The following is a 13823-nucleotide window of genomic DNA, read 5'->3' as shown; positions in this document are numbered from 1 at the left end:
GTGATTCTGCTAACGCTATGCCTTTTTTAACTTGAGAAACGCTATGAGCCATTATAATAATGGCTCATCATAAAGTTACGTCACTTTACCCGCTAAATTAAAACGTGGCTGGGTATATAGCTGGCTTTTAACTACCTCAGCTAAAATAGTTACTGCCTGCCAAATCTCTTCAAACGAAGTATAAAGTGGCGTAAAACCAAAGCGTAAAATATTAGGTGCACGAAAATCAGCAATAACCCCTTTTTCAATTAACGCTTGGCATATAGCAAACGCATCGGTATGCGAAAATGCTAATTGGCTACCTCTTTGGCTCGAATTTTCAGTGGAACATAAGCGCAAATCACTTAAGCATGAATGTGTTTGTACTAATTTAATAAATACGTCGGCAAGTGCAATCGACTTTTCTCTTACTTGAGAAATATCTACGTCTTGCCATACATCAAGCGCAGCATCTAAAGCACTCATCGCAATCACACTAGGTGTGCCACATAAATACTGATTTATAGTATCAGCACCTTGATATATTGCATCAAAAGCAAATGGTTTGGCATGACCCATCCAACCTGATAAGGGTTGCTTCACAGCAGCTTGGTGGCGTTTAGCCACATATAAAAATGCAGGTGAGCCTGGGCCACCGTTTAAGTATTTATAGCCACAGCCAACGGCAAAATCAGCATTACAGTTATCAAGTTCAACCGGTAAAGCTCCCGCACTATGGGCTAAATCCCATATCACCAAAATGCCTTTCTCGTGGGCTAACTGGGTGAGCTTTTGCATATCCAGCAACTGACCGGTTCTAAAGTTGACCTGCGTTAATAGCAACACAGCCACTGAATCATTAAGGTTTTGCTCAATACTTTGCTCTGCCACTAATTTAAGCTGACATAAGTCGGGGCCTAATAGCTTACTTAGCCCCTGCACCATGTATAAGTCAGTAGGAAAGTTATCCTCGGTGGATAACACCACATTTCGCTCAGGGTTTAACGATAATGCACTACTTAACAGTTTAAATAAGTTAACTGAAATCGAGTCACAACAAATCACTTGGCCTTTTGCTGCGCCAATAATCGGCGCTATTTTCTCTCCTACCAAAGTTGGTAAATCAATCCATTGGTGATCATTCCAACTTCTAATTAAATGGCTACCCCATTGCTGACTTACCACCTCAGCTACGCGCGATTTTACGGCTTTAGGCAAAGCCCCTAATGAGTTACCATCGAGATAAATAGTGTCTGCGGGTAAATCAAATTCATCACGTTTATTAGCCAGCGGATCGGCTTTATCAAGCGCTACAATCTCATTAAAATTCATTATTACTTCTCATTCAAATTTTTTATTAGTGTCTTAAATGCCTCAGAACCTGGGTGGATCCAATCAAAATGCCCCACACCATCTAGCATAACCACAGGTCGTTTAAGCTGCTCTAAATTAAAAGCTGGCACGATGGTATCTTGGTCACCTTGTAAAATAATACTCTGCGGATGAAGCGACTGCTCGCTCGGGTTCGCTTGCGTGTAAGCCTTGGGTTTATCAGTTGGCATACCTTGCATAAAATCCTTTGTCACTTTTTGACAGCTGTTATTACCGCGTGCATACGCTTTTATATCAGTAATAGGGGCTAAGCCAATAACCCCTTTGAGCTGTTCAATTTCACCACCAGCAAGCAGAGCTAAATGCCCACCAGCGGAGTGTCCTACCACAACCGAGTCAGCTAATTTAAACTCGCCATTATTATATTTACTTACCGCTAAAATTCCGGCTTTTACATCATTAAACGTTGTAGGCCAGCCACCACCGCTTGCGCCGCTTCTTCTATACTCTAAAGACCATACATTAAAACCAGCTTGTGCAAGCCCCGTACTTAACGCGTAGGTATGTTTAATATCGTATGCACTTAGCCAACAACCACCATGAAGTAAAATAACTAACGGGTTTTGCGGCTGTATTTGTTTTGCGCGCCAAAGTAATGCGAACTGCGATTCATTATCCCCATATGCTATTTTTTCATCCGCTGGGTTAAATCCCAATGAAGCCACACTTGCGTATGCCACATTATTATTTACATCAGGAAATTCAACTATCTGCGCGTTGGCATTAACCAAAAAAGGCCATACAACTAAAAATAAAACTATTAAGCTCTTCAAAATAAAATACTTCCTTTTATAACCTTAAAAGCGGTATGACCAAAAAACGCCAGCAGCCATTTATAAAATTTTTATACGACCTACCAGCGTTATTGCGTCATTATTAATAAAATAAATAGGGTATTTATTGGTGTTTAAAAATCGTGCCTTCTTTCATTACAAAATCGACATCCATTAAAGCGCTAATATCGCTAAGTGGGCTGGTGTCCAAAGCAATAATATCAGCAAACTTACCAGGCTCTATGGTGCCCAAGCGCTGGCTCATATCAATTAAATCAGCAGCATTGACGGTTGCCGATTTTAAAATATCAGCAGGAGTCATACCTGCTTGATGCATTAATACCGCTTCTTTTGCGTTAATGCCGTGCTTAGATACGCCACTGTCGGTACCAAATGCAATGTTTACCCCGGCCTTATAAGCCTTAGTAAAATTGTTGAGCATATCGCCCCCCACCCTAATTGCTTTGCTTTTAATTGGCGCAGACATAAAGTCACTGTTTTTTGCTAACCCAACTACGGTGTGCCCTGCAAGCAAAGTAGGGACTAAATAAGCCCCTGTTTCTTTAAATAATTTAATGCCTTCATCATCGGTGTAACTACCGTGCTCTATGCTATCAACGCCCGCACGTAATGCTGCATTAATACCTTGAGCGGCATGCGCATGACTAGCTACTTTTCGCCCTAAACCATGCGCTGTATCAACTACAGCTTTAAGTTCATCGTCTTGCATTTGCTGCCCTGTGCCCGTAGTAGTATCCGAAAGCACGCCACCGGTAGAAGCAACTTTAATTAAATCAGCCCCGTATTTAATTGCATAGCGAGTTTTTTTGCGGCATTCAATAGCGCCATCACACACTGTTGGCGGTGTTTTTATGGTGAGTAAATCTGGGCTCATACCATCAACATCTAAGTGTCCGCCAGTAATAGTAACGCCAGCACCAGCAATAATACGCGGCCCATCAACCCAGCCATTTTCTACGCCTTTACGTAATGCATACATTTGCTCGCTTTGACTTCCCACATCACGCACAGTAGTAAAGCCCGCCATAAGAGTTTTGTTAGCAAAATGCACACTGCGCATTGCTACATCTGCATCAGACATTTCCACCAGCTCTTTTTTATTATCAGGGCCAAGCTCACCTTGTAAATGCACATGCATATCCATAAGTCCCGGCATAACAAAGCGGGTCGATAAATCGATTAACTGAGCATCTTCGCCAAAACGAGTGATGGGTAAAAAGCCCGCTGATACCGAAACTATTTTGCCATTTTCTATTACTACGGTTTGTTTTTGTTGTGGTTTTTCTCCGGGAATAGCCAATAACTCTCCTGCATGAATTACTTTAGTATTTGCATATGCACTAGTAGCACAGAGATTAGCAGCGAAAAAAAACGAGGTAACAACACTCAATCGAAATATGCTCATTAAACTCTCCAGTGATTCGTTCTGCGTTAACAACAACGAAATAACGTTAAAATATTGTTATACAACCAATACCTTATCAGGAAAGTGATAAAAACAAACCTGAAATACACTTTTAGTAAGAATTCTGACCACTATTAAGACTGTCTTGAACTGAAAAAATAAAAGAAGGTGTCTATACTCAACCTTATTGTTGTAATACTTTTCATATGTAGGGAGCTTATGGATATTAAAGACATAAATATTGCGCTGCTAGAAAAGTGTAATTTTCTTTTAATGGTATTTGATAATAATAATCAGCTTAGTTATCTTTCTCCAAGGTGGTCAGAGCTAAATGTTGCAGCTAAAAAAGTACCCACCATTGAAAGCCTTTATGGCTGTTGTACTACTGAAAGCAAAGCTCTATTACAACAACAAATTCTCGCACTAAAATCGCAACATAATGAGTTAGACCAATTTGATATTGAACTAAAATTAGCAACCGATTACTCCATTAAACTAAATTGTTGCTTACATAGTGTGCAGCAAAACCAACACCAACATATGGTTTTAGTTTTTAACCAGCACTTTGCCCAAGTGTCGTCTGTTATTAGCAATAACGAATTACAAACCATCATAGAAAATGCCGGCGAAGTTTTAAAGGTAGGCTATTGGCAACTCGACTGTAAAACTAATCAATTATTTTGGACCGATGAAATTTATACCATCCATGGTGTTTCACCGAGTAACTATTCCCCTCAACTAGATACTGCAATAAATTTTTATCATGAAGATGACAAATCCAAAATAACAGATGCGGTCGAGCAAGCTCTTGCATGCGGACAAGAATGGAGTTGTATAAAGCTTCGTGTTGTAGATGACGATCTACAAGAGCGCACTGTAATATCAAGCGGCAATGTATCGAGAGATTTAAACGGTGAAATCACGAAGCTATATGGCATTTTTCAAGACATCTCAGGGAGTGAAAAAATAGCTCTGGAGCGGGACTTTTTAGTTACTGCACTCAAAGAAACCACAGTAGGAATGGTGATTGCCGATAAAGACAAGCGTGTTATTTGGGTAAATGGCTCATTTGAAAGAATTACAGGCTACCCACTGAATCAAGTAGAAGGTAAAAAGCTTGGCTCTATTTTACAAGGTGAAAAAACTGACACCAACACAATAGAGCAACTCAAAATTCATCTTAAAAAAGGGCTCCCCATAACTACAAGAATTTTAAACTACACAAAAAGTGGTGACCCTTATTGGAATGAACTGGCCATATCACCCATTTTTAGAGATGGAAAAGTAGCTTATTATTTTGCTGTTTAAATAGACGAACTTTATACAGAACACTCAGCGATGAGCTATTAAAAACGCAGAATAAAAATACCTATATTTCGTTATTAATGCTCGACATAGACCATTTTAAAGCAATAAATGATAACTATGGTCACGAAGCTGGCGATTTAAGCTTAAAAGAGCTTACCAATACATTACGCGCTTTAACGAGAAAACAAAATTTTGTATTTCGCCTGGGCGGTGAAGAGTTTTTAATTATTATGCCCAACACAAACAAAGCAGAAGCTAAGCAAGCCGCTGAGCGAATAAAACACGCAGTAAATGAACATAAAGTTTACTATCGCAATTTTAATATTAGCTTTACGGTAAGTATTGGGCTACTTACTCATGATGGCTCTATCAGCTTACAAAACAGCTTAAAATATGTTGATGACTATTTATACGAGGCAAAAACGAAAGGCCGTAATAGAATTGTTGATTGAGCAGTTTTAAATCAATTAGCAAAAACTGTTAAGGTCATATAAGCTAACTACTTGAGCATAATAATTTAATTGCATTTTACGCTCGCGCATCCATTATTATTTTTATTCAATTACTCATTGTTAGGCATATCAAAAACAAGGTTACATAATGATAAAAGCGTCAACACCTGAAGATGAACTATCACGGCTAAAAGACCTATATGAGTATGACGTTTTAGACACTGAAGCTGAGAAATCCTTTGACGACTTAACCCAGCTTGCATCTGATATTTGTGAAACGCCAATCTCACTAATAAGTCTTGTTGATCCCGACAGGCAATGGTTTAAATCAAAGCAAGGTATTGATGTAGACGAAACCGCACGGGATATCTCGTTTTGTTCTCACGCAATTTTAGAAAACCAAGTGTTCGAAGTTCAAAATGCACTTACTGATACCCGCTTTCACGATAATCCCTTGGTTACAAACGACCCAAATATTCGCTTTTATGCAGGTGCACCTCTTATAACTCCTAGAGGCAATGCTATTGGTACGTTATGTGTTATTAGCGATAAACCAAAAAAGCTCTCAAGCAAACAGATAAATGCACTCACGGTTTTGAGCAAAGAAGTTATTGCGCAATTAGAGCTTAGACTTAATAATAAAAAGCTAGTGATGGCATTAGAAAAACAAAAAGCACACAATAAACAACTAGAAAAGTTAAAAGAAGAAGCTGATACAGCCAATAACACAAAAAGTAAATTTTTGGCAAATATGACTCATGAGTTGAGAACCCCATTACATGGGATTTTAAATTTAGCTGAGTTTGCCATATCAGAAGGCACAACAGAGGAAAAAGATAACACCTTAAAAAGTATATTAAAGTCAGCACATTACTTATCAAATATTGTAAACGATATTTTAGACTTTTCTAAAATTGAGGCTGGTAAATTAGAGATTGAACATATCAACTTCAATCTTAATGACGTTATTAGCGATGTAATAAAACCCCAGTTACAGCAAGCGTCTGCTAAAGGTATAAAACTTATTAAGTCGGTAGATCCTAAAATAGCAGAGAATTTAAAAGGCGATCCTCTTCGGGTTTCGCAAATTTTAAATAACCTATGCTCAAATGCGATTAAATTTACCAAAACTGGTCAAGTCGAACTGAAAGTAAGTATTAAAAGCAGTACATTGCAAACACAATTACTCAAATTTGAAGTTATTGATACAGGCCTTGGCATTAATGAGACTGTTCAAGAACATTTATTTAAAGAGTTTCATCAGGCAGACTCATCAACTTCAAGAGAATATGGGGGGACAGGTTTAGGCTTATCAATTTGTGCTCGCTTGAGTGAATTAATGCAAGGGAAGCTTAGCTTTTCCAGCAAAATAGGTAAGGGCTCCACATTTACCTACGAGCAAAACTTTGAGCTTGCTTTATTACCATCAATACCAAAGCAGGACTCTGATATAACAAACCTGCAAGGTTGTACTGTGTTAATTGCCGAAGATAATAAAATAAATCAGCTTATTATCGTTAAAATGCTCAAAGCACATAATGCTAATTTAATTATCGCAGAGGATGGTAAAGAATGCGTTAAGTACTTCAAAGAGCACCCTGTCGACTTAATTTTCATGGATATACAAATGCCTGAAATGGATGGCATAAAAGCCACGCAGGCTATTAGAGCACTCCCTGCAGGTAAAACAGTTCCAATTATAGCTATGACAGCAAATACCCTAAAACAAGACATTGAGCATTATTTAGATATTGGTATGGATGGCTACTTAACTAAACCGTTTGATAAAGCTAAGCTCAATAGCTTACTCAATGTTTATAATCCTAAAAACCTTAATTTAAAAAACTTAGCAGTAAAAATTAGCGATCCTAATGTTTCTAGTGACAGGAAACTAAAGCAAATATGCAAAGAGTTAAAAGCGCTTATTCCCAATGCTAATCGAGTCAGTCTGTGGTTATTTAATAAAGATTACAGTGCATTAAATTGCTTAGCTTGCCTTGATGAAAATAATGACGTGTTAAGTGGAACTGTTCTATACACAGAAAACTCCCCTGCTTATTTCAACTATATTTTAACCAACCAAGTACTCGACGCCTCCGACGCCAGAAATAACGAAGTAACCAAGCCATTCTCTCTCTCTTACTTTGAGCCGCTCAATATTTATTCTTTACTTGATTACATTTATATACTTGATAGCAAACCATTAGGTGTTATTTGTTGTGAAAGTGTAGGCTCAAAGGTAACTTGGAGCCATGTTGATAAAGAGTCGTTAATCAAAGTCGCAGACGTTACTAACTTGTTTTTATCTAAACAAATAAAGCATGAGTAAAACAGGCCTATTTAGTGGCTAAAATTGCCACTAAATAGGGATAAAACTTATTATCAGCCCTTCATATTAAGCCTGCTCTGACTCACGCTGAGTTTGATGTTTATCTGATTTAACTGGCTTTATTTTAAAGAAAAACGTATACAAAACAGGAACAAATCCTAATGTTAAAATTGTTCCCATTGCAAGACCAAACGCAATAGTGCTTGCTTGACCATAAAACAAAACATCTTTAGATAAAATAAGTGGCATTAAGCCTATTATCGTTGTGCAAGTAGACATCAAAATAGGGCGTAAACGCCTTAAAGAAGCATTGATTACCGCCTCAAAGTTTTGTTGATTAGACTGCTCTGCGGTTTGTTGCTCTGAGTACTCTATCTGTTTACGTTCAATATTTATTCGGTCTATTAAAATCACCGCATTATTAATGATAATACCGGCAAGCGCATATAAACCTAAAATAACCATAAACCCAAAGTTTGCTTGCATAACCAACAAACCAAAAGCAGCACCAATAATAATTAGGGGTACGGTTAAAAATACAATACTGGTTGCACGGTAAGAGCGAAATTGCGCAATAATAATAAACACCATAATGGCAATACACAGCGGTAAATTAGCTAAGATAGCAGCTTGCGATTCCGCGGAGTCTCCAATCACCCCGTCGTATTCAATTTTATATCCAGGTGGTAATTTTTCTTTTATTTTAGCAAGCTTCTCTTCAAGTAAGGGCACCATACTTTGCGCCGACATAATTTGATTTTTAGCTTGTACAGTTACGGTACGAAATAAATTTTCACGCGCAATTCGCGCAAATTGCGTTTCATAGCGAATCTCGGCCACTTGCATTAAAGGAACACTGACGCCTCTAGCAGAAGAATAAATACTTACACTATTGATCCGATCTAAATCGTAACGCTCCCTGTCTTGTGCCCTTAATACAATAGGGAATATATCATCACCTTCACGAAACTCGGATATTATGCGTCCAGAAAAATAGGTTTCTAACGCTTGGGCAACATCATTTGAGCTAATTCCGGCACGACGAGCATTTTGCTGATTAACCTCAAGTTTAAGTGTCGTAATGCGGTTTTCCCAATCGCTTTTAATATCAAACGTGCCATCTACATTTCGCAACAAAGTTTTAATTTCATCGCTAACAGAATAAATATAATCACTATCAGGACCTTTAACTTGAATCTCTATTAGTGAAGAATCAGATGGCCCTAAGAACATTTTCGTAACACGCCCCATCACACCAGGGAAATCTTGAGCAAACATCTCACGCACTCTCTTTAATGTAGGATCGGCGAACTTTCGTTCACCTACATCAATCATAAAAAATGCTTTTGAAGGTTCGGGGTCGATAGGTGTAAGTGATAAAACAAACCGAGGACCACCAAATCCAGCATAGGCCGCATATTTTTCAATATGTGGAAAGTGTTCTTTATCATCCAAGTTTTTTGAAATAGCCTGCACCGTTGCGTCAGTTTTACGCATTGAAGTACCCGCTGGCATATCAAGGTACACTAAAATTTGTGCTCGATCAGAATCTGGAAAAAACTTTGCAGGCACTAGACTCATAGCCCAGCCCCCTGCCAAAAATAGTCCTAAAATAACAACAACAAACGCAATACGCGCACGCATAATTTGTCGTAATGCTTTTTCGTAAACCGGGGTGAGGCTATCAAAAAAGCGATTAATTTTACGTCGAACAATATTTTGCTTTTGCCTCGTTTCTTTTTTAACAAAGCGATGACATAAATAAGTAGTAAATGTCAGGCTTAGCGCCCAAGAAGTAAGTAATGCAATTAGCACCACCAAGGAGATCGAGCGCGTATATTCACCGGCACTACTTTGTGCCAACATAAGAGGTAAAAACACAAGAATAGTTGTTAATGATGAAGTTAAAGACGGTATCGCAAGAGTGCCGGAGGTATTACGTACAGCTGTATCACGCGTTTCGCCATCTTCGATACGCTTTTTAAAATCTTCAGCCATTATTATGCCATCATCAACCAAAAGACCAAGCGCAATAATTAAAGTAGCTAGCGACATACGCTCTAATGGAATACCCATAAAGTTCATAACTGAAAGCGTAATTAAAATCGCTGCTGGCACAATCGAGCCCACAATCAGACCAGTGCGTAAGCCTAAAAACATCACTACCACAATTGATACTATAACGATGGTTTGCAAAACACTAAAAGTCACACCAAATACTGCATCTTCAACCACATCGGCTTGGCGCGTAATATTTTTTAATTGATAGCCTGCAGGAATAGTTTGGTTAATTTGAGCTGTCATCGCTTCTATTTTAGGAGTGAACTTAAGCACATCCGCTTGTTCATCCTTAGATATGGCAAAAATAATGGCTTGGCGATTATTGTAATAACTTGTTCTTGATGGGGGATCGACCACTTTACGGCTTATTTTAGCAATATCGCGCAACAATATTGTTTCAGGCTGGTTAGGCACACTGATAAGTGTATTTCTAATATCGGCAAGGTTTTGGTAATTTCCTGAAGGTTGAATAATAAAGTTTTTGCCATTGGCGTCAATAACCCCACTAGGGCGTATAATATTTTGGTTTTTCAAAGCGGCAATTAATTGTTCAGGTGCAATACCCAGTTGAGCGAGCTTAGCATTTTCAATTTCAATAAAAATACGCTCTTGTTGAATGCCCAAAATATCAATTTTTTTAGTGCCCTCAACTTGATGCAGCATATCAGCAATGTGTTGCGCCACATCTTGGCGATCGCCCATACTGTAGGCAGGATCAGCAATAAGTGCCACTGTTAATACGGCAACATCACCAAAATCATCGTTTACTACATAAGGTAATGTCCCATTGGGTAAGTCATCACGCACTGCGTTTATTTGATCGCGCAGTTTATCCCATTGTTGATCAAACTCACTTTGCTCAACACTTTGCTTAAGCTCAGCGTGAATAATAGAACGACCAGGAATAGATACTGAGCGAATTTCGGCAATACTGGGCATTTCACGAATAGCTTCTTCGAGTGTTTTAGTGATCAACAACTCTACTTTTTTTGCGCTCATCCCCGGATAAGCTGTTGTGACAACAGCTTCGCGAATTTTTATTTTAGGGTCTTCTTGCTTTGGTAGTTGATAATAACTAAAGGCGCCAAATAACATAAGGCCAAAAACAATAGCTAACATAAGGCGATTATGGTCACGAGCAAGCTCTGAAATAGTAGGGATCTTCATTGTTTTAAATCTCCGTCACGGGTTATGGGTTAAGTCGCTTAATTTCGCCTTCGATAAGCGTTACTTTTTGCCCATCGTGTAAAAAAGCCATTCCCGCGTTAACAATTTGTTCCCCCTCTTTTAAATCTCCTTTAATTTGCGCTTTTTGCGCAAAAAATTTCATTACATCCACTGTTGTTTTTTGTAAAACGTAGTCAGCTTGCGCTGTTGTTATCAGTTTAAAAACAAAGTGTTGGTTATTTTCTTTTGCCATGATTGCACTTACAGGCACCATAAAACCATGGCTTTCTCCCTGCTGTTGTTTAAATTGCACTTCTGCACTCATACCCGTTCTGATACCTGCGATATCATTAGCTGAGATTTTTAAAATAATAGGAAAAGCATTCGCTCCTTGAGCAGCTGAGCCAATTTCTTTAATTTTAGCATTCAACGATTTATCTAAAGCTGAAATAGTTACCTTTGCCGGTTTATCAATAGTTAACGAGGAGAGAAGCCCTTCAGGCGCAAGCGCTGAGACTTCAAAACTTTCTTTACCTTGGATTAAAAGTGCCGAGATATTAGGGCTAACTTGTTGCGAAGGTTCAATATTACGTTTTGAGATAGTCCCAGCATAGGGCGCAATCAATGTAGTATCTTTTAACTTTTCTTTTGCCATCGCTAATCGCACTTGAGCAATATCGACTTTATCCTTGGCGCTCTCATATTGAGACTTTGCAGCATCGTATTGCGCGCCAGACACCGCACCATCATCAACCAGTGACGCTTTACGTTCAAAATCCTGCTTAACATTTAGCATCGTAGCCTTTGCATTAGAGACCTGTCCTTTGGCCTCTTGCACTGCCAATAAATACTTTGTTTGTTCTAGTTTGGCGAGGGGCTCACCTTTATCAAAAGCTTCACCAATATCAAAAAAAACGTCTTCAACCTTTCCGCTAACCTCAAATGTTAAGGTCGTTGTATCTGCAGGTTGAATAACACCTGACAAAATACGACTATCAAACGAGTTAGTTTTTTTTAACTCAATGGCAGAAACAGGTTTTAATTTTTGCTCAGGAACTTGCTCTTCAGAGCACCCTGACAGCATAAAAATAATAACTAAAAAAACAACTATATGATTCATAATTTCCCTTGATAAATAGTGTATTCAAACCGATTGAACTACTAAACTAACCACAATCAGTCTTCACTATGAGCCATCTAATTTAAAGTATGGCTAACATTGTTATCACCCTGAAAGCTTGGGTATAATGCATTATTCCGGCTGTATTCTTAGCCTCTAAATTGGATCTTCTCCCATGAAAAAACTATCTGCTGTGCAAGTTAAACAACAAGCACTCGTCCTCAATGTTGCTGACAAAATAGAAGAGCAAGGCCGTGCTGAAATTCCAGGTATGCTGCAGTGCTGGTTTGATGTGGAATATCATTTATTTCCGGGCTCTTTACTAATGTGTTTTCAGTTTGAAAACCAACAGGCACTAACTGCGGCAGAGCCTGAGTTATTAAAATGGCAAAAGCGCTTAAGCGGTGCAATGCTTAAAAAAGGCGTAATTTTAAAAGATATGCGTAAACATTTAGTATTTACCTTAAAAGGACCAGACGACTAAACCACTTATTTTGTAAGCGCACTCTACTTTGGTGCGCTCTCCAAATTAAACTTATTAACGTGTTCAATTAGCTCAGGAAAAAACGCTAAAAACAGTCCATCTAGCTCACTATAATGTCGGGTTATATCTTCAGCGGTGCCTGCAAAATTATTAGTAAAGCGAACCCGTTTAGCAATATTATCAAGCGCCCGCCCAACCCCATCAACGCTTTCATACTCTTTAAACCAATCGTTTTGTGTCATACTGGTTACTACACGTTGCATTCGTGTAGGCATTACAGGTATACGCTTATCCAAAAGCGCATAACTGGTTTGCTTAAAATCAATCAGTGATTGGTTATTAAACTGCTGCCAATGCTGAATCAGAAAATGATCAAACACCACATCAACAGCCACGCCTGCAAAGCGCCTGCGCTTGGGTGAAAAAAGCTGTTTAGCTTCTTTAACTAAAGGGTGTGCATCAGTAAATTTATCCACTAAATAATGGTTATCTAGCGCACTTTTAACACTTGTCGGTATGTATGTTAGCTGTCGTTGACCACCAAAATCTCCCAGTAAGTTGCCAAAATGAGAATCAGCCGTAGGCTTTGCTAAATAAAGGTGAGCTAAATAATTCATTGGTTTCCATATAGATTAATATACTAAGCTCAGATAGTTTTAAAAATCAAACGCGTAAAAAGATGGAACGCAGTTCCACCTTTATACTTTTTAGATACTTATAGTGCATCCTGAAATATTACGCTTTTGAAACCTTGCTTGCACCAGCATTATCAAGAATTTCTTCAATACTATTTTTGTTATCGCTGTTATATTTAACACCGACGAGTATTGAACCCTTCTCAATTGCGTCTTCATAATACTTAATTTCATGTTCTGGAATAAATGCGCCGATTGCTGCACCTAGAGTCCCACCAACGGCAGCACCGGCGCCACCAGCTGCAAGTGCTGAAACCAAAGGACCTGCGACTAATAAGCCTGCACCACCCGAAGCGACTGCACCAACAGCGGTAAAACCACCAATAATTGCCGCTAACACGCCACCAGATGCAGCGCCCAGCAAACCGCCCTCTGAAGCTTTGGTACCTTCATCTACAGCAAAGTCTTCCTTTGTATACGAGTCGTTAGCAACAATGCTTATATCCGCCTCACTTACACCTAAAGCTTCTAATCTATAAATGGCTAATGTTGCTTGTGATGCATTGTCGAATAACCCAGTAATAACAGTACTCATAATAACTCCTTTATTTGTTTAAGAAAGTACGCTTAGTAATTAGCAACATTCAAACCAAAGTTTTAATCCTTTAAAATCAGAAAGATAAATAAAAAAAGCAAA

10 protein-coding genes and 1 pseudogene are annotated in these 13823 nt (G+C 38.6%); 4 read left to right on the top strand and 7 right to left on the bottom strand.

Annotation, left to right across the window (positions count from 1 at the left end):
• Nucleotides 1-75: 75 nt before the first annotated feature.
• From kynU to ACNSN3_RS02150, 3 genes are all read right to left on the bottom strand, one after another.
• Complete coding sequence (kynU, locus tag ACNSN3_RS02160; protein WP_418608438.1) at nt 76-1311, bottom strand: kynureninase; 1236 nt, start codon at nt 1309-1311, stop codon at nt 76-78.
• A gap of 2 nt (nt 1312-1313) precedes the next feature.
• Nucleotides 1314-2144: an alpha/beta hydrolase family protein gene (locus ACNSN3_RS02155; protein ID WP_418608436.1), complete on the bottom strand. Its 831-nt coding sequence runs from the start codon at nt 2142-2144 to the stop codon at nt 1314-1316.
• Between the two features lie 124 nt (nt 2145-2268).
• On the bottom strand, nt 2269-3570 hold the full coding sequence (locus ACNSN3_RS02150; protein ID WP_418608434.1) for an amidohydrolase family protein: 1302 nt from the start codon (nt 3568-3570) through the stop codon (nt 2269-2271).
• A gap of 219 nt (nt 3571-3789) precedes the next feature.
• On the opposite strand from ACNSN3_RS02150, the gene ACNSN3_RS02145 reads away from it, so the two are divergent.
• From ACNSN3_RS02145 to ACNSN3_RS02135, 3 genes and pseudogenes are all read left to right on the top strand, one after another.
• Complete coding sequence (locus ACNSN3_RS02145) at nt 3790-4878, top strand: PAS domain-containing protein (protein ID WP_418608432.1); 1089 nt, start codon at nt 3790-3792, stop codon at nt 4876-4878.
• Between the two features lie 56 nt (nt 4879-4934).
• Nucleotides 4935-5330 (top strand): annotated as a pseudogene (locus tag ACNSN3_RS02140) (GGDEF domain-containing protein); the annotation flags it as partial.
• 148 nt (nt 5331-5478) lie between these two features.
• On the top strand, nt 5479-7659 hold the full coding sequence (locus tag ACNSN3_RS02135; protein WP_418608430.1) for a response regulator: 2181 nt from the start codon (nt 5479-5481) through the stop codon (nt 7657-7659).
• A 66-nt stretch (nt 7660-7725) separates the two neighbouring features.
• Here the strand turns inward: ACNSN3_RS02135 and ACNSN3_RS02130 are convergent, their stop codons facing one another.
• Both ACNSN3_RS02130 and ACNSN3_RS02125 read right to left on the bottom strand, forming a co-directional pair.
• Complete coding sequence (locus ACNSN3_RS02130; RefSeq protein ID WP_418608428.1) at nt 7726-10887, bottom strand: efflux RND transporter permease subunit; 3162 nt, start codon at nt 10885-10887, stop codon at nt 7726-7728.
• A gap of 22 nt (nt 10888-10909) precedes the next feature.
• Complete coding sequence (locus ACNSN3_RS02125; protein WP_418608426.1) at nt 10910-12007, bottom strand: efflux RND transporter periplasmic adaptor subunit; 1098 nt, start codon at nt 12005-12007, stop codon at nt 10910-10912.
• A gap of 175 nt (nt 12008-12182) precedes the next feature.
• On the opposite strand from ACNSN3_RS02125, the gene ACNSN3_RS02120 reads away from it, so the two are divergent.
• Nucleotides 12183-12491 carry a hypothetical protein gene (locus ACNSN3_RS02120; RefSeq protein ID WP_010390782.1) on the top strand — a complete coding sequence of 103 codons (309 nt, stop codon included), beginning with the start codon at nt 12183-12185 and terminating at the stop codon, nt 12489-12491.
• Nucleotides 12492-12514: 23 nt separating this feature from the next.
• Here ACNSN3_RS02120 and ACNSN3_RS02115 read toward each other — a convergent pair whose 3' ends face one another.
• Complete coding sequence (locus tag ACNSN3_RS02115) at nt 12515-13108, bottom strand: ACP phosphodiesterase (protein WP_010390781.1); 594 nt, start codon at nt 13106-13108, stop codon at nt 12515-12517.
• Between the two features lie 118 nt (nt 13109-13226).
• The gene (locus ACNSN3_RS02110) at nt 13227-13721 is read right to left on the bottom strand and encodes a general stress protein (protein WP_010390780.1); all 495 of its coding nucleotides are present in this window, start codon (nt 13719-13721) and stop codon (nt 13227-13229) included.
• Nucleotides 13722-13823: the final 102 nt, after the last annotated feature.

Origin of the sequence: Pseudoalteromonas sp. US3C1004 (assembly GCF_048401065.1) — a bacterium.
Classification (GTDB): Bacteria; Pseudomonadota; Gammaproteobacteria; order Enterobacterales; family Alteromonadaceae; genus Pseudoalteromonas; species Pseudoalteromonas undina.
The sequence above is the reverse complement of the archived record's forward strand: the minus strand, read 5'-3'. Positions and strand labels throughout refer to the sequence as shown.

Excerpts from the sequence above, each read along its gene's own strand:
- ACNSN3_RS02130 (WP_418608428.1), bottom strand. The coding sequence starts at position 10,887 with ATGAAGATCCCTACTATTTCAGAGCTTGCTCGTGACCATAATCGCCTT.
- ACNSN3_RS02135 (WP_418608430.1), top strand. The coding sequence starts at position 5,479 with ATGATAAAAGCGTCAACACCTGAAGATGAACTATCACGGCTAAAAGAC.
- ACNSN3_RS02120 (WP_010390782.1), top strand. The coding sequence starts at position 12,183 with ATGAAAAAACTATCTGCTGTGCAAGTTAAACAACAAGCACTCGTCCTC.
- ACNSN3_RS02110 (WP_010390780.1), bottom strand. The coding sequence starts at position 13,721 with ATGAGTACTGTTATTACTGGGTTATTCGACAATGCATCACAAGCAACA.
- ACNSN3_RS02150 (WP_418608434.1), bottom strand. The coding sequence starts at position 3,570 with ATGAGCATATTTCGATTGAGTGTTGTTACCTCGTTTTTTTTCGCTGCT.
- ACNSN3_RS02145 (WP_418608432.1), top strand. The coding sequence starts at position 3,790 with ATGGATATTAAAGACATAAATATTGCGCTGCTAGAAAAGTGTAATTTT.
- ACNSN3_RS02115 (WP_010390781.1), bottom strand. The coding sequence starts at position 13,108 with ATGAATTATTTAGCTCACCTTTATTTAGCAAAGCCTACGGCTGATTCT.
- kynU (WP_418608438.1), bottom strand. The coding sequence starts at position 1,311 with ATGAATTTTAATGAGATTGTAGCGCTTGATAAAGCCGATCCGCTGGCT.
- ACNSN3_RS02125 (WP_418608426.1), bottom strand. The coding sequence starts at position 12,007 with ATGAATCATATAGTTGTTTTTTTAGTTATTATTTTTATGCTGTCAGGG.